The organism is Paenibacillus baekrokdamisoli (assembly GCF_003945345.1).
Lineage (GTDB): Bacteria > Bacillota > Bacilli > Paenibacillales > Paenibacillaceae > Paenibacillus_Z > Paenibacillus_Z baekrokdamisoli.
Genome location: NZ_AP019308.1, coordinates 6,051,805 through 6,075,000, shown reverse-complemented (window position 1 = coordinate 6,075,000; position 23,196 = coordinate 6,051,805). Strand labels below are relative to the sequence as shown.

Annotated in this window: 39 protein-coding genes; 2 read left to right on the top strand and 37 right to left on the bottom strand. The window is 45.1% G+C overall.

Going from position 1 to position 23,196, the window contains the following annotated elements:
* Positions 1 to 3 precede the first annotated feature (3 nt).
* Positions 4 to 807: a polysaccharide deacetylase family sporulation protein PdaB gene (gene pdaB / locus EKN16_RS26700; RefSeq protein WP_125663965.1), complete on the top strand. Its 804-nt coding sequence runs from the start codon at positions 4 to 6 to the stop codon at positions 805 to 807.
* A 13-nt stretch (positions 808 to 820) separates the two neighbouring features.
* On the opposite strand, the gene EKN16_RS26695 is transcribed toward pdaB, so the two are convergent.
* Entirely contained in the window at positions 821 to 1,453 is a 633-nt protein-coding gene (locus EKN16_RS26695) for a KinB-signaling pathway activation protein (protein ID WP_232016035.1), read from the bottom strand.
* A 223-nt stretch (positions 1,454 to 1,676) separates the two neighbouring features.
* Here EKN16_RS26695 and gerD point away from each other — a divergent pair, with 223 nt between their 5' ends.
* A complete protein-coding gene (gene gerD / locus EKN16_RS26690) occupies positions 1,677 to 2,345 on the top strand; it encodes a spore germination lipoprotein GerD (protein ID WP_125663963.1) in 669 nt (222 codons plus the stop codon).
* Positions 2,346 to 2,516: 171 nt separating this feature from the next.
* Here gerD and EKN16_RS26685 read toward each other — a convergent pair whose 3' ends face one another.
* The 36 genes from EKN16_RS26685 to rplD form a co-directional block, all read right to left on the bottom strand.
* Complete coding sequence (locus EKN16_RS26685) at positions 2,517 to 3,644, bottom strand: Mrp/NBP35 family ATP-binding protein (protein WP_125663961.1); 1,128 nt, start codon at positions 3,642 to 3,644, stop codon at positions 2,517 to 2,519.
* A 131-nt stretch (positions 3,645 to 3,775) separates the two neighbouring features.
* The gene (gene cwlD / locus EKN16_RS26680) at positions 3,776 to 4,555 is read right to left on the bottom strand and encodes an N-acetylmuramoyl-L-alanine amidase CwlD (protein ID WP_125663959.1); all 780 of its coding nucleotides are present in this window, start codon (positions 4,553 to 4,555) and stop codon (positions 3,776 to 3,778) included.
* Between the two features lie 114 nt (positions 4,556 to 4,669).
* A complete protein-coding gene (sat, locus tag EKN16_RS26675; RefSeq protein WP_125663957.1) occupies positions 4,670 to 5,836 on the bottom strand; it encodes a sulfate adenylyltransferase in 1,167 nt (388 codons plus the stop codon).
* Between the two features lie 17 nt (positions 5,837 to 5,853).
* Positions 5,854 to 6,546 (bottom strand): phosphoadenylyl-sulfate reductase, encoded by a 693-nt coding sequence (locus tag EKN16_RS26670; RefSeq protein WP_125663955.1) that lies wholly within the window; start codon positions 6,544 to 6,546, stop codon positions 5,854 to 5,856.
* Between the two features lie 235 nt (positions 6,547 to 6,781).
* Positions 6,782 to 7,174 carry a 30S ribosomal protein S9 gene (gene rpsI, locus EKN16_RS26665; protein ID WP_125663953.1) on the bottom strand — a complete coding sequence of 131 codons (393 nt, stop codon included), beginning with the start codon at positions 7,172 to 7,174 and terminating at the stop codon, positions 6,782 to 6,784.
* Between the two features lie 19 nt (positions 7,175 to 7,193).
* Entirely contained in the window at positions 7,194 to 7,631 is a 438-nt protein-coding gene (gene rplM, locus EKN16_RS26660; RefSeq protein ID WP_125663951.1) for a 50S ribosomal protein L13, read from the bottom strand.
* Between the two features lie 234 nt (positions 7,632 to 7,865).
* Positions 7,866 to 8,606 (bottom strand): tRNA pseudouridine(38-40) synthase TruA, encoded by a 741-nt coding sequence (gene truA / locus EKN16_RS26655; RefSeq protein WP_125663949.1) that lies wholly within the window; start codon positions 8,604 to 8,606, stop codon positions 7,866 to 7,868.
* Between the two features lie 299 nt (positions 8,607 to 8,905).
* On the bottom strand, positions 8,906 to 9,274 hold the full coding sequence (rplQ, locus tag EKN16_RS26650) for a 50S ribosomal protein L17 (protein WP_125663947.1): 369 nt from the start codon (positions 9,272 to 9,274) through the stop codon (positions 8,906 to 8,908).
* Positions 9,275 to 9,334: 60 nt separating this feature from the next.
* Positions 9,335 to 10,279, bottom strand: coding sequence for a DNA-directed RNA polymerase subunit alpha (locus tag EKN16_RS26645; RefSeq protein WP_125663945.1), 945 nt, complete (start codon positions 10,277 to 10,279; stop codon positions 9,335 to 9,337).
* 126 nt (positions 10,280 to 10,405) lie between these two features.
* Positions 10,406 to 10,801, bottom strand: coding sequence for a 30S ribosomal protein S11 (gene rpsK / locus EKN16_RS26640; protein ID WP_125663943.1), 396 nt, complete (start codon positions 10,799 to 10,801; stop codon positions 10,406 to 10,408).
* Positions 10,802 to 10,819: 18 nt separating this feature from the next.
* Complete coding sequence (gene rpsM, locus EKN16_RS26635; protein WP_125663941.1) at positions 10,820 to 11,188, bottom strand: 30S ribosomal protein S13; 369 nt, start codon at positions 11,186 to 11,188, stop codon at positions 10,820 to 10,822.
* 16 nt (positions 11,189 to 11,204) lie between these two features.
* The gene (gene rpmJ / locus EKN16_RS26630) at positions 11,205 to 11,318 is read right to left on the bottom strand and encodes a 50S ribosomal protein L36 (RefSeq protein WP_003333770.1); all 114 of its coding nucleotides are present in this window, start codon (positions 11,316 to 11,318) and stop codon (positions 11,205 to 11,207) included.
* Positions 11,319 to 11,364: 46 nt separating this feature from the next.
* Positions 11,365 to 11,580 carry a translation initiation factor IF-1 gene (gene infA / locus EKN16_RS26625; protein ID WP_125663939.1) on the bottom strand — a complete coding sequence of 72 codons (216 nt, stop codon included), beginning with the start codon at positions 11,578 to 11,580 and terminating at the stop codon, positions 11,365 to 11,367.
* On the bottom strand, positions 11,573 to 11,854 hold the full coding sequence (locus tag EKN16_RS26620) for a KOW domain-containing RNA-binding protein (RefSeq protein WP_125666713.1): 282 nt from the start codon (positions 11,852 to 11,854) through the stop codon (positions 11,573 to 11,575). Before EKN16_RS26620 ends, infA begins: the two co-directional genes overlap by 8 nt.
* Before the next feature lie 14 nt (positions 11,855 to 11,868).
* The gene (gene map, locus EKN16_RS26615) at positions 11,869 to 12,630 is read right to left on the bottom strand and encodes a type I methionyl aminopeptidase (protein ID WP_125663937.1); all 762 of its coding nucleotides are present in this window, start codon (positions 12,628 to 12,630) and stop codon (positions 11,869 to 11,871) included.
* Complete coding sequence (locus EKN16_RS26610) at positions 12,627 to 13,280, bottom strand: adenylate kinase (RefSeq protein ID WP_125663935.1); 654 nt, start codon at positions 13,278 to 13,280, stop codon at positions 12,627 to 12,629. The genes map and EKN16_RS26610 overlap by 4 nt, the downstream gene beginning before the upstream one ends.
* An 87-nt stretch (positions 13,281 to 13,367) precedes the next feature.
* Positions 13,368 to 14,669 (bottom strand): preprotein translocase subunit SecY, encoded by a 1,302-nt coding sequence (secY, locus tag EKN16_RS26605; RefSeq protein WP_125663933.1) that lies wholly within the window; start codon positions 14,667 to 14,669, stop codon positions 13,368 to 13,370.
* Complete coding sequence (gene rplO, locus EKN16_RS26600; RefSeq protein ID WP_125663931.1) at positions 14,670 to 15,110, bottom strand: 50S ribosomal protein L15; 441 nt, start codon at positions 15,108 to 15,110, stop codon at positions 14,670 to 14,672.
* Positions 15,111 to 15,266: 156 nt separating this feature from the next.
* Positions 15,267 to 15,452: a 50S ribosomal protein L30 gene (gene rpmD / locus EKN16_RS26595; RefSeq protein WP_125663929.1), complete on the bottom strand. Its 186-nt coding sequence runs from the start codon at positions 15,450 to 15,452 to the stop codon at positions 15,267 to 15,269.
* 13 nt (positions 15,453 to 15,465) lie between these two features.
* Positions 15,466 to 15,963, bottom strand: coding sequence for a 30S ribosomal protein S5 (rpsE, locus tag EKN16_RS26590; protein ID WP_125663927.1), 498 nt, complete (start codon positions 15,961 to 15,963; stop codon positions 15,466 to 15,468).
* A gap of 32 nt (positions 15,964 to 15,995) precedes the next feature.
* The gene (rplR, locus tag EKN16_RS26585; protein ID WP_125663925.1) at positions 15,996 to 16,364 is read right to left on the bottom strand and encodes a 50S ribosomal protein L18; all 369 of its coding nucleotides are present in this window, start codon (positions 16,362 to 16,364) and stop codon (positions 15,996 to 15,998) included.
* A gap of 65 nt (positions 16,365 to 16,429) precedes the next feature.
* Positions 16,430 to 16,972 (bottom strand): 50S ribosomal protein L6, encoded by a 543-nt coding sequence (gene rplF, locus EKN16_RS26580; protein ID WP_125663923.1) that lies wholly within the window; start codon positions 16,970 to 16,972, stop codon positions 16,430 to 16,432.
* A gap of 30 nt (positions 16,973 to 17,002) precedes the next feature.
* Entirely contained in the window at positions 17,003 to 17,401 is a 399-nt protein-coding gene (rpsH, locus tag EKN16_RS26575; protein ID WP_125663921.1) for a 30S ribosomal protein S8, read from the bottom strand.
* Between the two features lie 30 nt (positions 17,402 to 17,431).
* A complete protein-coding gene (locus EKN16_RS26570; protein ID WP_115995323.1) occupies positions 17,432 to 17,617 on the bottom strand; it encodes a type Z 30S ribosomal protein S14 in 186 nt (61 codons plus the stop codon).
* A 22-nt stretch (positions 17,618 to 17,639) separates the two neighbouring features.
* Positions 17,640 to 18,182: a 50S ribosomal protein L5 gene (rplE, locus tag EKN16_RS26565; RefSeq protein ID WP_125663919.1), complete on the bottom strand. Its 543-nt coding sequence runs from the start codon at positions 18,180 to 18,182 to the stop codon at positions 17,640 to 17,642.
* 31 nt (positions 18,183 to 18,213) lie between these two features.
* On the bottom strand, positions 18,214 to 18,567 hold the full coding sequence (rplX, locus tag EKN16_RS26560) for a 50S ribosomal protein L24 (protein WP_221226908.1): 354 nt from the start codon (positions 18,565 to 18,567) through the stop codon (positions 18,214 to 18,216).
* Positions 18,568 to 18,609: 42 nt separating this feature from the next.
* On the bottom strand, positions 18,610 to 18,978 hold the full coding sequence (gene rplN, locus EKN16_RS26555) for a 50S ribosomal protein L14 (RefSeq protein ID WP_090583243.1): 369 nt from the start codon (positions 18,976 to 18,978) through the stop codon (positions 18,610 to 18,612).
* A 41-nt stretch (positions 18,979 to 19,019) separates the two neighbouring features.
* Positions 19,020 to 19,283: a 30S ribosomal protein S17 gene (gene rpsQ / locus EKN16_RS26550; RefSeq protein WP_125663917.1), complete on the bottom strand. Its 264-nt coding sequence runs from the start codon at positions 19,281 to 19,283 to the stop codon at positions 19,020 to 19,022.
* Between the two features lie 54 nt (positions 19,284 to 19,337).
* Positions 19,338 to 19,538: a 50S ribosomal protein L29 gene (rpmC, locus tag EKN16_RS26545; protein ID WP_125663916.1), complete on the bottom strand. Its 201-nt coding sequence runs from the start codon at positions 19,536 to 19,538 to the stop codon at positions 19,338 to 19,340.
* Positions 19,528 to 19,962: a 50S ribosomal protein L16 gene (rplP, locus tag EKN16_RS26540; RefSeq protein ID WP_125663914.1), complete on the bottom strand. Its 435-nt coding sequence runs from the start codon at positions 19,960 to 19,962 to the stop codon at positions 19,528 to 19,530. The genes rpmC and rplP overlap by 11 nt, the downstream gene beginning before the upstream one ends.
* 2 nt (positions 19,963 to 19,964) lie before the next feature.
* A complete protein-coding gene (rpsC, locus tag EKN16_RS26535; protein WP_125663912.1) occupies positions 19,965 to 20,630 on the bottom strand; it encodes a 30S ribosomal protein S3 in 666 nt (221 codons plus the stop codon).
* A 12-nt stretch (positions 20,631 to 20,642) separates the two neighbouring features.
* Complete coding sequence (rplV, locus tag EKN16_RS26530; RefSeq protein ID WP_125663910.1) at positions 20,643 to 20,978, bottom strand: 50S ribosomal protein L22; 336 nt, start codon at positions 20,976 to 20,978, stop codon at positions 20,643 to 20,645.
* Between the two features lie 46 nt (positions 20,979 to 21,024).
* Positions 21,025 to 21,306, bottom strand: a complete 282-nt coding sequence (gene rpsS / locus EKN16_RS26525; RefSeq protein ID WP_125663908.1) for a 30S ribosomal protein S19 — start codon at positions 21,304 to 21,306, stop codon at positions 21,025 to 21,027.
* Positions 21,307 to 21,374: 68 nt separating this feature from the next.
* On the bottom strand, positions 21,375 to 22,208 hold the full coding sequence (rplB, locus tag EKN16_RS26520; protein WP_125663906.1) for a 50S ribosomal protein L2: 834 nt from the start codon (positions 22,206 to 22,208) through the stop codon (positions 21,375 to 21,377).
* A 69-nt stretch (positions 22,209 to 22,277) separates the two neighbouring features.
* Entirely contained in the window at positions 22,278 to 22,568 is a 291-nt protein-coding gene (gene rplW, locus EKN16_RS26515; RefSeq protein ID WP_125663904.1) for a 50S ribosomal protein L23, read from the bottom strand.
* Entirely contained in the window at positions 22,568 to 23,191 is a 624-nt protein-coding gene (rplD, locus tag EKN16_RS26510) for a 50S ribosomal protein L4 (RefSeq protein WP_125663902.1), read from the bottom strand. The genes rplW and rplD overlap by 1 nt, the downstream gene beginning before the upstream one ends.
* Between the last annotated feature and the right edge of the window lie 5 nt (positions 23,192 to 23,196).

Below are 23,196 nucleotides of genomic sequence, written 5' to 3'. Positions count from 1 at the left end.
GAGATGAATATGTTTTATGTGATGAATGGTCGAAAGTTGAAACGTTATTTTCTCATCAGTGTTGGAATTTTGTTTGCCGCCGGCGTCATTTACGCAGAGAAAGACAATATTACGGTATTTGCGCCTGACCAAGCTGCAGCTATTTACAGTGTGCCCACGGATAAGAAAGTCGTTGCCCTGACCTTCGATATCAGTTGGGGGGATAAGCGAACCGAGCCCATCCTCGAGGTGCTGAAGCAAAACAATGTCAAGAACGTCACCTTCTTCCTCTCGTCACCTTGGAGCCAAGCACATCCTGATATCGTAAAGAAAATCGTGGATGCTGGCTACGAAATCGGCAGTCATGGACATAAGCACGGCAACTACAGCACCTTTAGTGATGACGAAATTAAAACACAGATTGAAACGGCTCAAAGCATTTTGACTCAAGTTACGGGAAAAACGCCTGGGTTGATCCGAATGCCAAATGGCGATTTTGATAAACGTGTATTACGTATTGCGGACCAAATGAAGGTGAAAGTTATTCAATGGGATACGGACTCTCTGGATTGGATGAATATCGGAACAACCAAAATTGTAAATCGTGTGGTTACTAAGGCGCACCCAGGCGACATTATTCTTATGCATGCTAGTGACTCGGTTAAACAAACACATGAAGCTCTGCCACTTATTATTGCCCAGCTTCGCGCTAAAGGATATGATTTTGTAACGGTATCTAGTCTCATCGCTCAAACTGAATTGCAGGGAAAAGCTGTTCAGGATAAAACAACCATGAAAGAACAACTTGATTTATCAGCTGGCTTTTAAAGGTTGCTGTTTGCTATAGAGCTGGCTTCGCATTCACTGCGGGGTCAGCTTTTTCTTGCTTCCGCACAAGATGATGCAGCCACATAATTTGGTATGCATTGCAGACGAACATAGGAATTACCATAAATACAATTGCAGTCGTATTTGCTTCTTCTCCTTGAAGGCTTGGCCATGCTTCCAGAATCGTTACAACGATTAGAAGAAATACGGTTGGAATAAAGGCATGGTTATTGGTTTGCTTCACTTTCATATACCCTACCAGCCAAGCCCCCAATGCTAAAGCCAGCGGGAGCGCCCAGAATACCCAGTTATTCAACTGCTCGCGATCTTGGTAAAGCAGATAGGCTAGTCCTCCAAGAGCAAACAAGGTGGTATAGGCTTGTAGTGCATTCCACAAGTAACTTTTACGAAGAACACTCAATGCAATATAGGTCAATGTTAGATAAGCAAAGAAGCCCATCTGACTAAATGCACCGAATAAAAGTCCCACAAGTGCCATCATGAGCGCATTAAAGCTTGCTGCTTGCAAACCCATGAATCCAAAGGACGGATCTGTCCATTGCATAATACTGCCGACAATTGTTGTAACAACGCCACCAACTGCCATCGTACTCCAAAACAAGAAAAACCATTTTCGTAAATTCAAGAGAAATTCACTCCTATAAGTTATTGAGGCTCTGCCTACAGTTCCATAAACACGCACGTAAGGAAAAAAGTAACTATGTACGCAAACGCAGGTCGATTTTCATTCTTTATTTTACCACGTCCACTACAAAAAGCTATGTCATGTCGATGATAATACATTGAACAATGTCACATACTACAGGGAGAAAGGGACGCTGCAACTATAGAAGGGAGATACGGCAATCATGCTCAAACGTTGTTCGTGGTTGGGCAGCCTCGGGTTGATGCTATTCATGCTTTCGAGCTGTGGTTCGGATCCAGCATCAGGGGCTAGTCAAGCAGTCAGCTACAAGGACATGAAATCCATGGTGATTGACATACTGAAGACCAAAGATGCGCAGAAAGCATTACAGGAATCTGCTTCATCATCTTCAGGAAGTGCGGGATTGAGCTCTAAGATCATGTCTGTTCAAGATCAGGAGCAGGTCAAACTTGCTGTTAAAGACACCCTTACTTCACCTGAATACGATAAGGTTATCCAAAAATTAATGACGGATCCCCGATTTGCCGGAGAGTTCGCCAAAGCTGTTAATAAACAAAATAAACAGATTCATAAGGATTTGCTTAAGGATCCATCTTACCAGAAAGATTTCATTCAAGTTTTGAAAAATCCGGAAGTGGATAAGATGATCCTTGAGGTTCTACAAAGTACGCAGTATCGCAAGCAAGTGTCAACCATCATGCAGGAATCCATGCAAACCCCAATCATGCGTTTGGAGATCCTTGATTTACTCAAAAAAGCTGTTCAAGAAGAATTAAAACCTAAACCGGATGAAAAAGTAACCAAATCTTCAGGTGGCGGTGGCGGTGGCGGTGGCGGTGGCGGTGGCGGTGGCGGCGGTGGCGGCAAATAAGAACGATGCTCAAGATAAAAGCAGTCTGAAGCTTTAAATTGGAATGTAAAAAAGACCCACTATAGCGGTAAGCGACGAAGTCATACACTCCTACATCAACTGTAGGAGTGTATTTTGCCTTTGCTGCTTTGCTCGCATAGCGGGCTCTATTGTTAAAATTCATTAACTTCCTTATCCCTCACATTTTGCAATGACGCGATCAGCTATTTGTAAATAGATTTGTCCAGTTTCGGTTTCTGCCTTGTAAACAGATGGTGCAAAATCTGGCTCTGTTGCTAAATTATCTGGAGCTCCTAGTGGAATCTGCGCCAATAATTCGGAATGAAGCGACTCCGCCAAACGTGCGCCCCCACCTCGGCCAAATACATATTCAATCTCTCCACTTTTACTTGCGAAGTAGGACATATTCTCCACGATTCCGATTATTTCATGTTCTGTCTTTATGGCCATAGCACCCGCACGTGCGGCTACGAATGCAGCGGTTGCATGCGGCGTAGTTACAATAATTTCTTTGCTCTGAGGAATCAACTGATGAACATCTAGTGCCACATCACCCGTTCCTGGCGGTAAGTCTAGGAGTAAATAGTCTAGCTCTCCCCATTCAATTTCGGCGAAGAAATTGCGGAGCATCTTGCCAAGCATCGGTCCTCGCCAAACTATTGGAGCGTTATCTTCCACGAAAAATCCCATTGACATTACCCGAACGCCAAATTTCTCTATGGGTATAACCCGCTCATTAATAACTTCCGGCTTATCCTCAATACCCATCATATCAGGAACGCTGAAGCCGTAGATATCGGCATCTATGATGCCGACTCGTTTGCCCTTACGAGCTAAGGCGACTGCAAGATTAACAGTCACCGTGGATTTGCCGACTCCGCCTTTGCCACTGGCAACAGCGATAAAATGCACCCCACTGCCCGCATGCAGCAGTGGATGTGCCTCCATCCCTGCCCCATGACCGCGGACGGGACCTTGACCTGCTGAAGCCGCACTTGCAGCGGATGAGCTCTTAGCCGTACCGCTGCCTACGTTTGATGCGTTACTCGCTGACTGCGACGACGCTGTTGGTTCTCCAGCCCGAAACCGGAAATGCACGGTTTCTGCTCCGGCCTCACTCAAAGATTGTCGCAGCGCTCCCTCAAGTGCCGACAGCTCTCCCTCCTTCACCCCAACGATGGTTAGTGATACGTTGCGCTCCCTTACCATTACGTCGCGAATGGCTATCGACAACTCAATCGTGCTATATTGCACCGCTATTGACTCAGCGGTCTGCTGTATTTCTTCTCTGGACAACATATTAGTCCGTCTCCTCTACAAAGGTATCCGCAATTCCTACAACTTGCGTATGTACAGGTCCATTATAACAATAGCTTGAGTCTCTTCCAAGCATGAATGCGTTACGACTTCTTTAAAGACTATTGCTTTTATTATTTCAATTGTCTATTAGATTTATCTGTACCCCATTTTTCCCCTGAGCTATAGCGCAAAATCCCTTGATAGATTGAAGCAGCAACCTTCTTTTGGTAATTAGAATCTGTTAAACGCGCTGCTTCTCCCGGGTTAGATAAGAATCCAACCTCTACTAGAATACTTGGGATGTCCTCAATTGCTTTGAGTAAATAAATCGTGTTTACGGTTGCTGCAACACGCTGCGTATTTTCTAAATTGCGTTTAATTTCATCTTGCACAAGAGAAGCGAGCAAGGCATTCTCCGAATTATTTGGATAAAAGAAGGTTTGTGCCCCAGACCATCGCGGTGACGGAATACTATTCATGTGGATGCTAATAAACACGGATGCCTTCTTGTCCTTAATAAACTGTGCTCGTTTCACCAAATCCTCCGTCTTTCGTTTGCTAAGCTTAGAGGTGCCTTCATTCGCTAAATCATAATCACCTTCGCGCGTCATGACTACAATCGCACCTGATTGTTGTAAATAATCACGTAGCTGCAGGGCAATAGCCAAATTAAGATCTTTTTCAACGACGCCCTGTTTACTCACAGCCCCTCCATCTGCACCACCATGGCCAGCATCAATTGCGATGATTTTACCGGACAGTGGCAGTGTCCAGTACGTCCAGGTTCTCGAGGCTGGCACTTCTTGTGTTAGCAACAATACGGTTAAAGACACAGCTATTATTCCAAGAGCAACACGAGCCATTCCACGGTAGGTTATCCAAATGACAAACCTTTTTCGCACCCCACGCATGCAAAAAACCACCCCAATCCCCAAACGATAATTATGCGTAGGCAGTACCTACGCTCTTTATCATCTTATGGGACGAGGTGGTCGGTTATGCGGACAACACCAGAGGTGTTGAAATTAGTTAACGGGTTGTTCAGCCATTCCCTCAATTAAAATCTTCGCTACTTCCGGACGTGAGAATTCAGGCGGCGGACAAATACCATCACGAAGCAAAGCACGAACTTTTGTTCCGGAGAGCGTCAAATGATGCTCTTTATCATGTGGGCAAGTTTTACTTGATGCCATATTACCGCACTTGGTGCAGAAAAAGCTATGTTCAAAATACAAAGGCGTTATACCTAGCTCTTCACTTGTAAACGAACGAAGCAGATCCTGCGCTTCATAAGTACCATAGTAGTCGCCTACACCTGCATGGTCACGACCAACGATGAAGTGAGTACAGCCATAGTTCTTGCGTACAACCGCATGGAATATCGCCTCACGAGGCCCTGCATAACGCATAGCAGCCGGGAATACACCTAGAAATGCGCGATCCTCTGGATAGTAATTCTCTAATAATGCAATATAGCTCTTCATCCGAACTGTCGCCGGTACATCATCGGATTTCGTTTCACCCACAAGTGGGTTCAAGAAAAGCGCATCGACAATTTCCATGGCACATTTCTGAATATATTCATGAGCACGATGAACTGGGTTACGGGTTTGAAAGCCGACAATCGTTTTCCAACCCTTTTCGGCGAAGATACGACGTGTCTCGGATGGATCATAATAAAACTCATTGAATTTCTCTGGTACAGGACGGTTCAATACCGTAATCGGTCCACCAACATAAGTCGATGGTCGGCCATAAAGTTTTGCTACACCTGGGTGCTCCACATCATCCGTTTTGAAGATATGAACGGCTTCAGACTTCTGATCTACGTTATAGATACTATCGATATCAATAACTCCATAAATCAATCCGTCTTCGCCTAGAAGTGCCGCCCTTTGACCTACTGCGAGCTCAGAGGCAAGTGCTTCTTCAACTGCAAGTGTAACAGGGATACTCCAAACCGTTCCGTTTGCCAGACGCATATTTTCAACGACGGACCGATAATCCGCTTCATTCATAAACCCAGTAAGTGGTGAAAATGCGCCAACTCCGATTAAATCCAAGTCAGAGATTGCCCAAGTATTCACGATAATGGATTGCAAAGATGCTGCCTCTTCAAGCAGCGTATCGCGCTCGGCTCCATTTGCGACTCGGTTGATGAGTACGCCGCCATGCGGCTTAATGCTGCTCATATTATGCAAGTGCCTCCTTATTTATGCAATCCGCATTCTGTTTTTTCTTGACCTGACCAACGACCTGCTCGAGGATCTTCACCGGGCATAACTTGGCGTGTACAGTGCTCGCAGCCAATGCTCGGGTAATGATTATCATGAAGTGGATTATAATAAACATTGTTCTCACGAATGTAATTCCAAACATCTTCGGTTGTCCAACCAGCAATTGGATTGAATTTGATAAGTCCGAATTTGGTATCGTACTCCACTTTCTTAGAATTCGCACGAGTTGGTGCTTGATCACGACGAATACCTGTAATCCATGCTTCATATTTAGATAAAATTTGTGTAAGTGGTTTTACTTTTCGAATACTACAGCATTCATTCGCATTACTTTTCCAGAGCTCTTCACCGAATTGTGCCGCTTGTTCTTCAGGCGTAATTTCTGGTTTAACCTCTACAAAGTTTAATCCGTAAATCTCCTTCATTTTATCACGTGTTTCATACGTTTCTTTGAAATGAAAATCGGTGTCCAGGTAGAAAATATCCGTTTTAGGACTGATTTTTTGCAGCATATCAACGATTACTACATCTTCTGCACCAAAGCTGCAAGCAAATGTAATATTAGGGAACGTTTCAACTGCATATTGCAGAATCGCCTCTGGCGACGCGTCCTCAAGCTCAACTGCTTTTTGATTCACAAGTGCTTCTTTTTCAAAAAGATTCATGATAATGCCCTCCGCTCCATGTAAATGCTTATCAAAGTTCTACATTTGATTATACGTTAAAATACCTTCATTCTTCAATGATATAAATACTCCAATGCGATCGTAGGCCTTTCTTCATTTGAACGATGGTTGCAAAGGCATCACCATTGAGGAATTGAACACAGGAAACTCCCAAGCTGTATGGATATAAAAAATACCTCCTCTGATAGCAGAGGAGGTATTTTGGGTATATCGATTAACGTTTCGAGAATTGTGGAGCACGACGAGCAGCTTTAAGCCCGTATTTTTTACGTTCTTTCATACGTGGGTCACGTGTCAGAAAGCCTGCACGTTTCAATGCCGGACGGAACTCTGGATCTGCTTTAAGCAGAGCACGGGAGATACCGTGACGGATTGCTCCTGCTTGACCGGAAGTACCGCCACCATGAGCAATTACAAGAATATCGTATTTGCTTGTAGTGTCTGTAAGATTAAGCGGTTGTTTAACGATCAGCTTAAGTGTTTCAAGACCAAAGTAATCACTGAGGTCACGTTTGTTAATAATGATTCGTCCTTCACCCGGCACGAGACGTACACGTGCTACAGAGTGTTTACGACGACCGGTTCCATAGTATTGAACTTGAGCCATGAAACTGTCCTCCCTCTATTTATCCGCGAAGTTCGTAAACTTCTGGATTTTGTGCTTGATGTGGATGTTCTGGTCCAGCATAAACTTTAAGTTTAAGCTTCATTTTGTCGCCCAAACGATTTTTAGGCAACATGCCATGAATCGCTTGCTCCAAAACTTGTTCTGGTTTGTTCTTGATCATGTCCTGAGCGGAAGTTATTTTCAAACCGCCTTGGTACATGGAGTGACGATAGTACATTTTGTTTTGTAGCTTTTTACCCGTCAAGAAGATCTTCTCAGCATTGATTACAACGACGAAATCGCCTGTGTCAACGTGGGGGGTAAATTGCGGTTTATGCTTACCGCGGATGAGGCTTGCCGCTTCGCTCGCAAGACGACCAAGCGTTTTGCCTGCAGCGTCAATGACGAACCAATTGCGTTCAACTTCATTTGGCTTAGCCATATAGGTAGTGCGCATGGATGATCCTCCTTCTTCATTAAACAATCGTTCTCATGTATGAAGATACTTACCGTGTTTAACGGTTCGATTGCAATTTCATTAGTTGTTGTTGGGTGACATTTCTTAGTCGGGGCTGTGGGAGAGCCACTAAGAAAGCACAAGTTATATTCTACTATATACAATTCATAAGTGCAAGTAAATTCTTTGGGCTAATCGAAGTAGTTCAATTCAACTGAAGACAAATACGACTGATCAAAAATCGTACTCCACTTCCATTAGCGTTAAACCATGAGACATGGCAGTTGGACCAGCGGCTGAACGATCCTTAGCCTTTAGGATTCGTTCAAAATCTTCTACATCCAACTTTCCTTCACCCACCCACAATAAGGTACCCACAATGATTCTCACCATGTTATAGAGAAAACCATTTCCTGTAACGAGTATATCGATTTTCCCCTTACTTTGTTCCAAGCTTGCACGAAGAATGGTTCGTACATGAGTAGGCTTCGTCGATCGTTGAGAGGCAAATGAGGTGAAATCATGCTCACCAACTACTTTAGATAGAGCCTCTTCCATCGCAGATACAAGTAAAGGCATGGGATAATGATAACGATAATGACGCTCAAAGACATCCGCAAATTTATTGGTATCTATGGAGTATCGATAAGTCTTACGTTTCGCAAAATGACTGGAGTGGAAATTAAGCGGTACTTCATCAGCCGTAAGCACAGCTATATCTTTAGGTAGTCGAGAATTAAGTGCCAATGCCCAGCGTTCAATTGGTATCGGCGATCGAGTAATAAAATTAATAACTTGACCGCGAGCGTGTACGCCAGCATCCGTTCTTCCCGAAGCAGTTATACTAATCTCTTCACCAGTAAGTATTTTAAGACCATGCTCAATGATATCCTGAATCGTATTCCCGATGGGCTGCGTCTGAAACCCGTAATACTTCGTGCCATCATAACTAACGATCATCCTAATATTTCTCATCCCATGCCTCCTCTCTCTGCGCTGTTGACAATACCTCTATCTGTACGAAAGCTCTGCAGCTCTAGAAAGCCAGATCCGGTTAATAATGCATCCCATCCCTAGCCCCTGTGCGCTTTACTTACCCTCGTCTTAAACCTAGGGTCCCTTTGTTTGATCATTACGTTATTGAAGCGGAGAAGCTCACTTGGAGAGCGTGGGTGGACAATAGCCTCCATTGCTCGTACCGCAGGCAACATCCATAGCCCAACACCATATCCGGGCAACAAAAAAAGGTGGCCGCAAGGTCCACCCTTCGTTTGTTACGCGCGATCAACCAGTTCCAAGTAAACCATAGGTGCCGCGTCGCCGCGACGAGGTCCTAGTTTCAAAATACGCGTGTATCCGCCTGGACGTTCCGAGTAACGAGTTGCCAGATCGGAGAACAATTTTTGAATTGCATCTTGCTCGCCAGCTACAAGCGACTCACGACGAACGAAAGCTGCAACTTGACGACGAGCATGAAGATCTCCACGTTTTGCAAGTGTAATCAACTTCTCAGCGATTGGACGAAGTTCTTTCGCTTTCGCTTCAGTCGTTTGAATACGCTCATACAGGAATAAGTCAGTAACGAGGTCGCGGAAAAGAGCTTTCCGGGAACTAGCGTCACGGCTCAATTTAGAATATGCCATCTAGAAATTCCCCTCCTTAACACTTAGTAAGCAGCAGCAAATATGAATTTGCTCTGCTCTCTATTCTTCCATGCGGAGGCCAAGACCAAGTTCTTCGAGCTTTTCTTGAACTTCTTCTAAAGACTTGCGTCCAAGATTACGGACTTTCATCATGTCTTCTTCGGATTTCGTAATCAGCTCTTGAACGGTATTAATGCCTGCACGCTTGAGACAATTGTACGAACGTACGGAAAGATCCAATTCCTCGATAGTCATCTCGAGTACTTTCTCTTTCTTGTCTTCTTCTTTTTCAACCATAATTTCGGCATCTTTCGCTTCGTCAGTCAAACCAACGAACAGATCTAAATGCTCAGTCAAAATTTTGGCTCCGAGACTTACTGCCTCTTCCGGCCTTATACTTCCATCGGTCCATACTTCCAGAGTCAGCTTGTCGTAGTTGGTTACTTGACCGACACGAGTATTCTCAACACTATAGTTGACGCGAGTGATGGGCGTGTAAATCGAATCCACAGGAATAACACCAATTGGTTGGTCATCCCGCTTATTACGATCCGCTTGAACATAACCGCGTCCACGGTTAGCAAATACCCGCATGTGGAGACGTGCACCGGAGGCCAGCGTCGCGATATGAAGATCAGGGCTTAAAATCTCGACATCGCTGTCTGCGCGAATATCGCCAGCCGTAACGTTTCCATCACCTTCCGCGTCGATCTCCAATACCTTCTCTTCGTCGGAATGGATTTTCAGCGAGAGGCCTTTGAGGTTCAGGATGATTTCAGTAACGTCTTCCACCACTCCTGGAACCGTTGAGAACTCATGAAGCACACCGTCGATTTGAACCGAGGTAACTGCTGCACCTGGCAAAGACGACAACAGGATTCGGCGAAGCGAGTTCCCCAGCGTCGTGCCGTATCCGCGTTCTAGCGGTTCGACTACGAAACGTCCGTATGTGCCATCTTCGTTCAGCTCAACGGTTTCGATTTTCGGCTTTTCGATTTCAATCACTAATATTACCCTCCTTCAAAACGTCGCTCGTTACCATAATCGCATTTGAAGTCAAATCATGTAGTATGGCAAACCTTCACAACCATTATTTACAAGTTGTTGACATTTGATACCACAGTCAGATCACTATACGCGACGACGTTTCGGCGGACGGCATCCGTTGTGCGGAACTGGCGTTACGTCTTTAATGAGGTTAACTTCAAGGCCAGCTGCTTGCAACGAACGAATCGCTGCCTCACGGCCTGCGCCTGGACCTTTAACCATTACTTCAACAGCTTTCATACCGTGTTCCATAGCCGCTTTAGCTGCGGATTCTGCAGCCATTTGTGCTGCGAAAGGCGTGCTTTTACGCGAACCTTTAAATCCGAGATTACCTGAGCTAGCCCAGGAAATCGCGTTGCCGTGCGGATCTGTAATCGTTACGATCGTATTATTGAAAGTCGAGCGGATATGCGCTACGCCAGATTCAATATTTTTACGGTCGCGACGTTTCGTACGAACTGCCTTTTTAGGTTTAGCCATTTCGGTTATCCCCCCTTATTATTTTTTCTTGTTAGCTACAGTCCGACGTGGACCTTTACGTGTACGAGCATTTGTTTTAGTTCGTTGACCACGAACCGGAAGACCACGACGGTGACGAACACCACGATAGCAGCCGATTTCGATCAGACGCTTGATGTTAAGCGAGATTTCGCGGCGAAGATCGCCTTCAACTTTAGTCGTTTTATCGATAGTTTCGCGTAGTTTACTGACTTCGTCTTCTGTCAGATCACGAACGCGAGCTGCTTCGCTAATACCGGCTTCAGCTAAAATTTTATTGGCAGTTGTTGTACCAATACCGAAAATGTACGTCAAAGCGATGACAACGCGTTTGTCACGCGGTAAGTCTACACCAGCAATACGTGCCATGTATGGTTACCCCTCCTTATCCTTGTTTTTGTTTGTGTTTCGGATTTTCACAAATCACCATAACGTTGCCCTTGCGACGTATGACTTTACACTTCTCGCAAATTGGCTTGACCGAAGGTCTAACCTTCATTGTGATTACCTCCCGAATTCTCTCGTAAGCAGTGCTGTTATACAGCCTACTTCCGATAGGTAATGCGTCCCCTAGATAAATCATAAGGTGATAACTGAATGACGACCTTATCTCCTGTCAGAATACGAATAAAATGCATTCTGAGCTTTCCCGATACATGGGCGAGTATTTGGTGTCCATTCTCTAGTTCCACCTTGAACATGGCGTTGGGTAACGGTTCTAATACCGTACCTTCGACTTCAATGACGTCTTCTTTAGCCACAATCATTCTCCTTTCCTTGCATTGCCTTCTGGATCACATAACGCAGCTTCGCGTTTGTTACACGTTCTGTTTCCCGCATGCTGTCCGTCACTTCATGACTAACGACCGGTTGCATCTGAAGATGCAGTACGTTCTTCTTCTTCGGTTGATCGAAGCGGCGTTTGTCTCCATCTACGATTAGGACGAATCGTTCATCAACAATCCCGATGATGACGGCATATGAGCCTTCGTCTTTGCCTCTGAGAATTCTGACTATACGACCGATTTCCGGCATATATTCCAATGCACTCAACCTGCTTGCTCCCTGGATTGGGTTAAAATTTCATAGCCATCTTCCGTAACTGCTACAGTGTGCTCGAAGTGAGCGCACCATGAACCGTCTTCGGTGACAACCGTCCAATTATCCGCAAGTGTACGCACGTACCGTTCACCAATGTTAACCATTGGTTCAATCGCCAGCACCATACCAGGTTTTAGACGCGGTCCGCGGTCAGGTAAACCATAATTCGGAATCTGTGGTTCTTCATGAAGGCTTTCGCCAATTCCATGACCTACATATTCACGAACGACAGAAAAGCCAGCAGCTTCAATCACTTGTTGAATGGCATGCGAGATGGTGAACAAACGAACATCTGGTTTCACTTGAGCGAGTCCTGCATAAAGCGACTGTTCTGACACTTCTAGCAGGCGCTGCGTCTCTTCACTGATATCTCCTACACCATAGGACCAGGCTGAATCGCCATGATATCCTTTAAACTGTGCACCAATATCAATGCTGATAATGTCACCATTATTCAGTTTGCGATTTCCAGGAATGCCGTGTACCAGCTCATTATTGACAGAAGCGCAAATGCTGGCAGGGAATTCATTGTAACCTTTAAAAGAAGGTGTTGCGCCCTGACTGCGAATGTACGTTTCAGCGATCTCATCAAGTTCACTCGTTGTGACTCCTGGATGAATCGCTTGTTTCAACAATCGATGCGTATCCGCAACGATTCGGCCAGCTTCCCTCATATATTGCAATTCCGCTTCGGATTTGCATATAATCATTCGGCTTGACCTCGCAAGCAGTTTACGATGTCTGCGGTTACTTCGTCGATTTCTTTCTCTCCGTCTACTTCTCTAAGAATACCTTTACTCGTGTAATAATCAAGTAATGGAGCAGTCTTCGAAATGTATTCGTCAAGGCGGGTACCGACTTTCGCTTCCGTATCGTCTGACCGCTGGTACAGCTCACCGCCGCATTTATCACATACGTCTAATTGCTTAGGTGGGTTGAACATAACATGATATGTTGCACCACACGCCCTGCAAATGCGGCGACCGGTCAGACGCGCAAGCAGCAAACCGCGGTCAACTTTAAGGTTGACGACATGATCAATGCTGCGTCCCATTTCAGTTAGCATACCATCCAGTGCTTCGGCTTGTTGAAGCGTACGTGGGAATCCGTCGAGTAAGAAGCCTTTCTCGCAATCTTCTAGCAGCAAACGGTCACGAACGATGCCGTTCGTAATCTCATCTGGTACAAGAAGTCCTTGATCGACATACTCCTTCGCCTTTAGTCCCATAGGCGTACCTTGCTTCATCGCCAAGCGGAAAGCATCGCCAGTCGATATATGAGGAATACCAAAAGTATCCACAATTCGCTCAGCTTGCGTACCTTTTCCAGCCCCTGGAGGACCCATGAATAAAATATTCATTAGCGTGTTCCTCGCTTTAAGCACAATAGGCTCGGCCGGGATCCCTCACATGATAAAATGCGCGGAAACCCGCATGCGAACCTATCACTATTTATTGATAAACCCTTTGTAGTGGCGCTTGATGAGCTGCGTCTCAATTTGTTTCATCGTATCGAGTGCAACCCCGATAACAATTAGCAATGACGTACCACCAAGTTTCACGTCACGAGGCAAATCTGCTAGCGTGCCGAATAGTACAGGCAGGATCGAAATTACCGACAGGAATATCGCACCGCTAAGCGTAATCCGCGACATGACGCGAGTGATGTAGGAAGACGTTGGTTTTCCAGGACGAATACCCGGGATGTACCCACCGTTTTTCTTCATCTGATCAGCCATCTGCACAGGATTAATTTGCACGAACGTGTAAAAGAAAGTGAAAGCGATAATCAACAATACATAGAATGTCATGCCTAGCGGCTTGTCATATGGCATATTGTTTTGAATCCATTTCGCCCACTCATGAGTGGACCAGAATTGCGCGATCGTAACCGGGAACATGAGTAGCGATACCGCAAAAATGACTGGGATAACGCCTGCACCGTTTACTTTCAGCGGAATATGGGTAGATTGACCGCCGTACATTTTCCGTCCTACAACACGTTTAGCGTATTGCACCGGAATTTTACGAATCCCTTGTTGAACAAAGATGACACCAACGATAATCGCAACGATAACAATCACGAGAACGACTACCTTAATGATGTTAAGGAATGTTGCATCCCCAGCATCTACAAATTCATGTTGATAAATAGAACGTATGTGACCCGGAATTGCAGCTACGATACCGGCAAAGATAAGAACCGAAATTCCATTGCCGATGCCCTTCTCTGTGATTTGCTCACCGAGCCACATGAGGAAGGCAGTACCTGCCGTTAGAATTATCGCAATCGTGAGATAATCCGTAATCGTTGCACCAGGAATCATATCGTACTGATATTGCCGGTTAAAGCCGATCGCGGTACCGAAACCTTGAACTAGTCCAAGTATAACTGTACCATAACGCGTGATTTGCGCAAGTTTACGTTTACCATTCTCTCCTTCTTTTGCCCATTCAGCAAATTTAGGAATCACGTCCATCGAAAGTAATTGTACGATGATGGAAGAAGTGATGTAAGGCATAATCCCGATCGCGAAAATCGAGAACTGGAACAATGCCCCACCTGAGAACGTATTAAGCAAACCAAACAAATCAGTGCCGGATTGATTAGCTTGTGTAAATACATCTTTATTGACACCTGGAACGGGTATGAAAGAACCGATCCGGTAGACAAGCAAGATGAACAAAGTGAACAAAATCCGCTTGCGAAGGTCTTCTACTTTCCAAATGTTGGACACGGTCTTGAACAATTAGATCACCTCGGTTTTACCGCCGGCAGCCTGGATTTTCTCTACCGCAGATTGAGAGAACTTGCTTGCTTTTACCGAAAGCTGAACAGTGATTTCGCCATTACCCAAAATTTTAATACCGCTTTGTGGGTTTTTAACGATACCTTGCTCCATTAACAGTTCAGGTGTTACTTCTGTGCCTGCCGCGAAGCTGTTCAATTCATCGATGTTCACAATCGCATACTCTTTACGGAACGGGTTGTTGAAACCACGTTTAGGCAAACGACGGTACAACGGATTTTGACCGCCTTCGAATCCTGGACGGACACCCCCGCCGGAACGACTGTTTTGACCTTTGTGACCGCGACCGGACGTCTTACCGTTACCGCTACCGATACCACGGCCAACGCGGAAACCCTCTTTACGAGAACCCGGTGCTGGTTTGAGATCATGCAATTTCATCGTACGTTGCACCTCCTTAAAGTTTTGTGCTACTTCGAGATCAAGGTTCATGTTAATAAAACTCGTCTCAGAAGCTTATGCTTCATTTTGTACCACTTCCAGATCGAGCTTCGATATAATCAAAACTCGTTTCGGAAGTCTACGTTTATTATTATTCTATGCTTGTACTTCTTCAACTTTAACCAAGTGGTTGACATGATTGATCATGCCGCGGATAGCCGGGCTGTCATTATGGACAACCGATTGACGAATTTTGCGAAGACCAAGCGTTGCCACCGTCGCACGCTGCTTCTCGTTACGGCCGATTACACTGCGAACGAGGGTGATTTGCAATTTTGCCATCGTATTCTCCTCCTTAGCCCAAAAGCTCTTTTACTGTTTTTCCACGCAATTTGGCTACATCTTCAGCACGTTTCAGACGGGAAAGTCCTTCAAGTGTTGCGTTAACCATATTCATGGAATTGGATGATCCAAGCGATTTAGTCAAGATATCGCCGACTCCAGCAAGTTCAAGAACTGCACGAACAGGGCCGCCTGCAATTACTCCGGTACCTTCAGATGCCGGTTTAAGCAGAACGCGTCCTGCGCCGAAATGTCCAAGCACTTGATGCGGGATCGTTGTTCTTACAAATGGTACGTGGATCAGGTTTTTCTTGGCATCTTCGATACCTTTACGGATGGCATCAGGAACTTCTCCTGCTTTACCGATTCCTGCGCCTACGTATCCTTTGCCGTCACCAACAACTACAAGCGCGCTGAAGCTGAAACGGCGTCCGCCTTTTACAACTTTCGATACGCGGTTGATTTGGACTACTTTTTCAGTCAGTTCTAACGCATTCGGATCTATACGCAAGTCGTCTTACCTCCTTAAATAAGTATTATCAATTAGAATTCTAGACCAGCTTCGCGAGCTGCATCAGCTAGTGCTTGAATTCTACCATGGTACAAGTAACCGCCACGATCGAATACGATTTGTTCAACGCCTTTCGCTTTAGCGCGATTTGCGATGAGTTCGCCGATTTTACGAGCCGCTTCGATGTTACCACCGTTTGTGACTTGCTCAGCGATTTCTTTATCGAGCGTAGACGCCGAAGCTACCGTTACGCCTAAAACATCATCAATCAATTGTGCATAGATGTGTTTAGAGGAACGGAATACAGAGAGACGCGGACGCTGCGTAGTTCCGTTAATTTTCTTACGCACACGCAGGTGACGTTTGAGACGTGCTTTGTTCTTATCGCCTTTTGTAATCATTCGTTGTACACTCCTTTCCGAATATCCTTATGAAGCTATCCGATTAAGCAGCCAGAAAGGCTTGCTTATTTCTTCTTACCAGCTTTACCTTCTTTACGAATAATGCGCTCGCCTTCGTACTTAATACCTTTACCTTTATACGGTTCAGGCTCACGTACGGAACGGATTTTCGCAGCAGTTGCTCCAACCAATTCTTTGTCGATTCCTCTAACGGTAATTTTTGTGTTCGTAGGAACATCAAATTCAATACCATTCTCCGGTGTAATTTCAACCGGATGCGAGTAACCAACGTTAAGAACGATTTTATCACCATTTTTGCTTGCACGGTAACCAACGCCTACAAGCTCAAGGTTCTTTGCAAAACCATCAGTTACGCCACTAACCATGTTAGCGATGACACTGCGGGTTGTACCGTGCAACGAACGATGCAATTTATTGTCAGAAGGACGTTCTACTGTGATCACGCTGTCCGCCACTTCCACTTTCATATCCTTGTGGATTGCGCGGCTAAGCGAACCTTTAGGTCCTTTAACAGTTATGAAGCTGTTGTCCAAGTCGATGTTTACGCCACCTGGTACTTGGATCGGTTTACGGCCAATACGAGACATTGTTACACCTCCAATCGTTGTGACAGTTGATTACCAAACGTAGCAGACAACTTCTCCGCCGGATTTTACTTGACGAGCTTCTTTATCAGTCATAATTCCTTGTGATGTCGAAATGATCGCCATTCCGAGTCCACCAAGGACACGAGGAACTTCAGTGCTTTTCGTGTAAACGCGCAATCCCGGTTTGCTGATACGTTTCAGCCCGGTAATAACACGCTCTTGGTTAGGGCCATATTTTAGGAAAATACGGATAATCCCTTGTTTGTTATCTTCGATATACTCAGCATCGCGGATAAAGCCCTCGCGTTTCAAAATTTCAGCGATTTGCTTCTTTACTTTCGAAGCAGGCATTTCCACAGTCTCATGACGCACAACGTTTGCGTTGCGAATGCGTGTCAGCATATCTGCGATAGGATCAGACATAACCATTGTGTAAACCTCCTTCCCGAACTAGGCTGATTACCAGCTTGCTTTTTTAACGCCAGGTATCTGGCCTTTATGTGCTAATTCACGGAAACAAATCCGGCAAATTTTAAACTTTTGCAAAACGGAATGCGGACGGCCGCAACGTTCGCAGCGTGTATAAGCCTGCACTTTGAATTTAGGTGTACGTTGCTGCTTAACCTTCATCGAAGTTTTTGCCACTTGGTGTTACACCTCCTGTGGATTACTTCGCAAACGGCATGCCCAATTGGGTCAGCAGTTCACGAGCTTCTTCGTCCGTTTTTGCCGTCGTGACGATAACGACGTCCATACCACGCACTTTGTCTACTTTATCGTACTCGATCTCCGGGAAGATCAATTGTTCTTTCAAACCGAGCGTATAGTTGCCACGACCATCAAATGCTTTATTCGAAACGCCGCGGAAGTCACGAACGCGTGGAAGAGTAACATTTAACAACTTATCAAGGAAGTAGTACATACGCTCACCGCGTAGTGTTACTTTAACCCCGATCGGCATGTTTTCACGAAGTTTGAAACCAGCAATCGATTTCTTGGAACGAGTAACAACTGGCTTTTGACCAGAGATAAGACGCATGTCTTCAACAGCAACGTCTAGAACCTTAGAGTTGGAAACAGCTTCACCAACACCCATGTTGATGACAACCTTCTCGATCTTCGGCACTTGCATAACCGTTGTGTAGTTGAACTTCTGCATGAGAGCCGGTGTGATTTCATTAAGGAAACGATCTTTCATTCTTACTGCCATGTAACATATACCTCCTTTCCCTATCGGTCAATTAATCAATTACTTCGCCGGATTTTTTAGCGATCCGAACTTTTTTACCGTTGTCTAGCACTTTGTATCCAATGCGAGTTACTTTACCGCTTTTAGGATCAATGTGCATAACGTTAGAAACGTGAATTGCCGCTTCTTGTTCGATAATGCCGCCCTGTGGATTAGCTTGGGAAGGACGAGCATGTTTCTTAACCATATTGACACCTTCGATAAGTACGCGGTTTTGACGTGGATAAGCTGCGATGACGCGGCCCTTTTTACCTTTGTCTTTACCGGTGATTACCATTACGGAGTCATCTTTTTTGACGTGCATTTTATTGTTATGGGACTCTAATATTTTTTTCAACCGTGGCATGAGTTACACCTCCTGCGTTTTCGCGCGCTCTGCGCAAATTGTTTAGATAACTTCCGGTGCGAGCGATACGATTTTCATGAAGTCACGATCGCGAAGTTCGCGAGCAACTGGCCCGAAGATACGTGTGCCGCGTGGGCTTTTGTCTTCTTTTACGATAACTGCTGCATTCTCATCAAATGCAATATATGAACCGTCTTTACGGCGAACAGCACGCTTTGTACGTACGATAACCGCTTTTACAACATCACCCTTTTTGACAACGCCACCAGGTGTTGCTTGTTTTACGGAGCAGACGATCAAATCACCGATGTGGCCAACACGACGTCCTGTACCACCCAGCACACGAATGCACATAAGTTCTTTCGCGCCGGAATTGTCAGCGACGGCCAAACGCGTAAATGGTTGAATCATTTCAACGTCCTCCTTTCGAGAGAATGCTTATGAAAAGCATTTTACAAAATAACAGCTACTTCAACGATTTCAACAAGGCGGAACCGTTTGTCTTTAGAAAGCGGACGAGTCTCCATGACTTTGACGACATCGCCAATTTTAGCTTGGTTATTCTCGTCATGAGCCTTGAATTTCTTCGTGTATTTAATACGTTTATGATACAGATCGTGTTTTTTGTATGTTTCAACAGCAATTACGATCGTTTTATCCATCTTGTCGCTAACGACTTTACCGACTTGAACTTTGCGGGCATTACGTTCGCTCATGTTCTTCCTCCTTCCTTACAATAGAGCATTTCGTTAAAACACGGAGTAGGCTAATTAGCTGCTAATTCCGAGTTCTCTTTCACGAAGAATCGTTTTGGCGCGAGCGATATCCTTGCGCACATCACGGATGCGAGTTGGGTTTTCCAATTGACCAGTAGCCAATTGAAAACGAAGGTTAAAAAGCTCTTCTTTAAATCCAGTGACTTTCTGTTCAAGCTCAACAGATGTCAAATTACGGAATTCATTAGCTTTCATTTGCTTCACCACCCACTTCTTCGCGTTTCACGAACTTCGTTTTAATTGGAAGTTTATGTGCTGCAAGACGCATTGCTTCACGAGCTACCTCTTCAGATACGCCAGCAAGCTCGAACAAAATTTTGCCCGGTTTTACGACTGCGACCCATTTCTCAACGTTACCTTTACCGCTACCCATCCGAACTTCAAGAGGCTTTTGCGTAATTGGTTTCGAAGGGAAGATCTTGATCCATACTTTACCGCCCCGTTTGATGTAGCGAGTCATTGCGATACGAGCCGCTTCGATCTGACGGTTAGTAATCCATGACGGTTCCATTGCTTGCAAACCGAATTCACCAAAGGTAACATCAGTGCCGCCTTTTGCGCGACCTTTCATGTGACCACGTTGTTGCTTACGATGTTTGACACGTTTTGGTACCAACATGATTAGTTGCCTCCTTCCTGGGGAGCAGCTTTCTTCTTCGTTGGAAGGATTTCGCCGCGATAGATCCATACTTTTACGCCAATAAGGCCGTAAGTTGTAGCTGCTTCAGCTGTGCCGTAATCAATATCAGCACGAAGTGTATGAAGCGGAACCGTACCCTCGCTATAGCCTTCCTGACGAGCAATCTCCGCACCGCCCAGACGTCCGCTGACCGATGTTTTAATTCCTTTCGCGCCAGAACGAATCGTCCGTTGAATCGATTGTTTCATCGCTCTACGGAACGAAATGCGGCGTTCAAGTTGTTGTGCAATGCTCTCTGCAACTAAGATTGCATCGAGTTCTGGATGTTTAATTTCTGCGATGTTGATATGCACTTTTTTACCTTTGGCGATTTTCGAAAGAGCTGTACGAAGGTTTTCAACTTCGGAACCGCCTTTACCGATAACCATACCAGGTTTAGCCGTGTTAATTGTTACGTTAACGCGGTTAGCTGCACGCTCAATCTCAAAACGAGAAACAGCAGCGTCTTTAAGCTTGTTTTTCAAATACTCACGAATTTTAACATCTTCTATGAGCAGATCGCCAAAGTCTTTACCTGCGAACCATTTGGATTCCCAGTCGCGGATAACACCGATTCGAAATCCGACGGGATTTACCTTTTGTCCCACACGTTTCCCTCCTTATTTTTCGGATACCACCAATGTAATGTGGCTGGTTCTTTTATTGATGCGGCTAGCACGACCCATTGCGCGTGGACGGAAACGTTTCATAGTTGGACCTTGGTTTACGAAAATTTGTGTAATAACCAATTTATTAACGTCCAATTGATAGTTATGCTCCGCATTTGCAATAGCAGAATTCAACAATTTCTCCACGATTGGAGAAGCTGATTTAGGCGTATGACGCAAAATCGCGATTGCATCGCCCACTTGCTTACCACGAATCAGATCTACAACCAGTTTCGCTTTACGAGGTGCAATGCGGACGTGGTTAGCGAACGCTTTAGCTTGTTGCATGGATGAACCTCCTTTCAATCATTGTAAAACTCGCTTATTCAAGGAATTAGCGACGACCTGTTTTCTTGTCATCACTACCGTGACCTTTATACGTACGCGTCGGTGCAAATTCACCGAGCTTATGGCCAACCATATCTTCCGTTACATATACCGGTACATGCTTACGACCGTCATAGACAGCAAGTGTGTGACCAATGAATTGCGGGAAGATTGTAGAACGACGCGACCAAGTTTTGATAACAACTTTTTTCTCCGCTGCGTTCAAAACCTCAACTTTTTTAAGTAGGTAGCCGTCAATAAACGGACCCTTCTTCAAACTGCGACCCATGGGTGATCCTCCCTTCACGCTAACGTTACGCGACGCGGCGCGTCATGTAGGCGGCGCCGGGGCGCCTATTACTTCGTACGACCACGAACAATGTATTGGCTTGATGCTTTTTTCTTTTTACGCGTTTTGAAACCAAGCGTAGGCTTGCCCCAAGGGGACATAGGCGATTTGCGTCCGATAGGTGCACGGCCTTCACCACCACCGTGTGGGTGATCGTTCGGGTTCATAACAACACCACGTACTTCAGGACGTTTGCCCAACCAACGGGAACGACCAGCTTTACCGATGCTGATAAGCTCATGATCTTCGTTACCAACAGATCCGATTGTAGCACGGCATTTTTTCAGAATACGACGAACTTCGCCAGACGTCAAGCGAATCGTTACATATTGCTCTTCTTTACCAAGAAGTTGTGCAGAAGTTCCTGCAGCACGAACCAATTGTCCACCTTTACCAGGCTTCAATTCGATGTTGTGGATAACTGTACCTACTGGAATGTTCTCAAGTGGCATTGCATTACCAATCTTGATGTCAGAACCAGGTCCGGAAACAATTTTATCCCCAACTTTAAGGCCTTTAGGTGCAATGATGTATGCTTTTTCGCCATCCACGTAGTGGATAAGCGCGATATTGGAAGTACGGTTCGGATCATATTCGATCGTTGCTACGTTACCAACAATACCATCTTTATGATTACGTTTGAAGTCAATAATCCGGTATTTACGTTTATGTCCGCCACCATGATGACGAACCGTAATTTTACCTTGATTGTTACGACCAGCTCTTTTGAAAAGCGGTGCAAGTAGCGATTTCTCCGGTGTACTTGTCGTAATCTCTTCAAAAGTCGAGACTGACATGTTACGTCTTGCAGGAGATGTCGGTTTATACTTCTTAATCGGCACTTCGATTCCCTCCTTAACCTTTGTCTATCAGCTGTTCACAATCGGAGCAGCTAGGCTGCTTCTTGTTACTTAAACCGATTCAAAAAATTCAAGTTCATTGCTATCAGCACTAAGTTGAACGTAAGCTTTTTTCCACTCGGAAGTGTATCCGCTATGTTTACCGTAGCGTTTTGGCTTAGCCGGCATACGAAGTGTGTTCACAGTAGTAACTTTAACTTTGAAGATTTGTTGAATAGCGAGTTTGATTTCCGTTTTGTTGGCACGAAGATCAACTTCAAACACATATTTCTTGTTTGCCATGAAGTCACTCGTTTGTTCAGTAATGATTGGGCGCTTGATAATATCGCGTGGATTTTTCATTACGCAAGCACCTCCTGTACTTTTTCAATTGCTTCTTTAGTAATAATAAGTTTGTCATATTTCATGACGTCCAGAACATTAATGCCATCCGCTACAACGAACTTAATACCAGGAATGTTACGAGCAGACAATGCTACGTTATCTTCATAGTTAGCCGTTACAACAAGGGCTTTGCGAGCCACTTTAAGATTGTTCAGGATTACTGCGAATTCTTTTGTCTTCGGTTGCGCGAACGCCAGTTGATCCAAAACGATAATATCGTTATCAATCACTTTAGAAGACAATGCAGATTTAATTGCCAAGCGACGAACTTTCTTAGGCAATTTGAAGCTGTAACTACGTGGAGTCGGTCCAAATACAGTACCGCCGCCTACCCATTGCGGGGAGCGAATGCTACCTTGACGAGCGCGACCTGTTCCTTTTTGTTTCCAAGGTTTACGTCCGCCGCCGCGTACTTCAGAGCGACCTTTTGTTTTATGCGTTCCTCTGCGCTCTGCTGCTTGTTGAAGCAGAACCGCACTGTGCAACACATGAACGTTTGGTTGGATGCCGAATATCGATTCCGACAATTCAACTTCACCAACTTGCGAGCCATTCACGCTTAAAACTGCTACTTTCGGCATTTCTT

Coding starts and splice junctions, on each gene's coding strand:
- rplR (WP_125663925.1), bottom strand. CDS start 16,364: ATGATTACAAAAGGCGATAAGAACAAAGCACGTCTCAAACGTCACCTG.
- rpsS (WP_125663908.1), bottom strand. CDS start 21,306: ATGGGTCGCAGTTTGAAGAAGGGTCCGTTTATTGACGGCTACCTACTT.
- rpsM (WP_125663941.1), bottom strand. CDS start 11,188: ATGGCACGTATTGCTGGTGTAGACTTACCGCGTGACAAACGCGTTGTC.
- rplN (WP_090583243.1), bottom strand. CDS start 18,978: ATGATTCAACCATTTACGCGTTTGGCCGTCGCTGACAATTCCGGCGCG.
- rpmJ (WP_003333770.1), bottom strand. CDS start 11,318: ATGAAGGTTAGACCTTCGGTCAAGCCAATTTGCGAGAAGTGTAAAGTC.
- rpsI (WP_125663953.1), bottom strand. CDS start 7,174: ATGGCTCAAGTTCAATACTATGGAACCGGTCGTCGTAAACACTCTGTA.
- rpmC (WP_125663916.1), bottom strand. CDS start 19,538: ATGAAAGCTAATGAATTCCGTAATTTGACATCTGTTGAGCTTGAACAG.
- cwlD (WP_125663959.1), bottom strand. CDS start 4,555: ATGCGTGGGGTGCGAAAAAGGTTTGTCATTTGGATAACCTACCGTGGA.
- rpmD (WP_125663929.1), bottom strand. CDS start 15,452: ATGGCAAAATTGCAAATCACCCTCGTTCGCAGTGTAATCGGCCGTAAC.
- rplE (WP_125663919.1), bottom strand. CDS start 18,182: ATGGCAGTAAGAATGAAAGATCGTTTCCTTAATGAAATCACACCGGCT.
- rplQ (WP_125663947.1), bottom strand. CDS start 9,274: ATGGCATATTCTAAATTGAGCCGTGACGCTAGTTCCCGGAAAGCTCTT.
- rplO (WP_125663931.1), bottom strand. CDS start 15,110: ATGAAATTGCATGATCTCAAACCAGCACCGGGTTCTCGTAAAGAGGGT.
- rplX (WP_221226908.1), bottom strand. CDS start 18,567: ATGCCACGGTTGAAAAAAATATTAGAGTCCCATAACAATAAAATGCAC.
- rplW (WP_125663904.1), bottom strand. CDS start 22,568: ATGAAAAATCCACGCGATATTATCAAGCGCCCAATCATTACTGAACAA.
- rplP (WP_125663914.1), bottom strand. CDS start 19,962: ATGTTGGTACCAAAACGTGTCAAACATCGTAAGCAACAACGTGGTCAC.
- rpsK (WP_125663943.1), bottom strand. CDS start 10,801: ATGGCTAAACCTAAAAAGGCAGTTCGTACGAAACGTCGCGACCGTAAA.
- rpsQ (WP_125663917.1), bottom strand. CDS start 19,283: ATGAGCGAACGTAATGCCCGCAAAGTTCAAGTCGGTAAAGTCGTTAGC.
- EKN16_RS26685 (WP_125663961.1), bottom strand. CDS start 3,644: ATGTTGTCCAGAGAAGAAATACAGCAGACCGCTGAGTCAATAGCGGTG.
- gerD (WP_125663963.1), top strand. CDS start 1,677: ATGCTCAAACGTTGTTCGTGGTTGGGCAGCCTCGGGTTGATGCTATTC.
- sat (WP_125663957.1), bottom strand. CDS start 5,836: ATGAGCAGCATTAAGCCGCATGGCGGCGTACTCATCAACCGAGTCGCA.
- rplD (WP_125663902.1), bottom strand. CDS start 23,191: ATGCCGAAAGTAGCAGTTTTAAGCGTGAATGGCTCGCAAGTTGGTGAA.
- rplM (WP_125663951.1), bottom strand. CDS start 7,631: ATGCGCACTACCTATATGGCTAAGCCAAATGAAGTTGAACGCAATTGG.
- pdaB (WP_125663965.1), top strand. CDS start 4: ATGAATATGTTTTATGTGATGAATGGTCGAAAGTTGAAACGTTATTTT.
- rpsH (WP_125663921.1), bottom strand. CDS start 17,401: ATGGTTATGTCTGATCCTATCGCAGATATGCTGACACGCATTCGCAAC.
- rplV (WP_125663910.1), bottom strand. CDS start 20,978: ATGCAACAAGCTAAAGCGTTCGCTAACCACGTCCGCATTGCACCTCGT.
- EKN16_RS26670 (WP_125663955.1), bottom strand. CDS start 6,546: ATGAATCTTTTTGAAAAAGAAGCACTTGTGAATCAAAAAGCAGTTGAG.
- truA (WP_125663949.1), bottom strand. CDS start 8,606: ATGAGAAATATTAGGATGATCGTTAGTTATGATGGCACGAAGTATTAC.
- EKN16_RS26620 (WP_125666713.1), bottom strand. CDS start 11,854: ATGCCGGAAATCGGTCGTATAGTCAGAATTCTCAGAGGCAAAGACGAA.
- rplF (WP_125663923.1), bottom strand. CDS start 16,972: ATGTCTCGTATTGGCCGTAAACCGATCCAAGTACCAGGTGGCGTAAAC.
- EKN16_RS26610 (WP_125663935.1), bottom strand. CDS start 13,280: ATGAATATTTTATTCATGGGTCCTCCAGGGGCTGGAAAAGGTACGCAA.
- map (WP_125663937.1), bottom strand. CDS start 12,630: ATGATTATATGCAAATCCGAAGCGGAATTGCAATATATGAGGGAAGCT.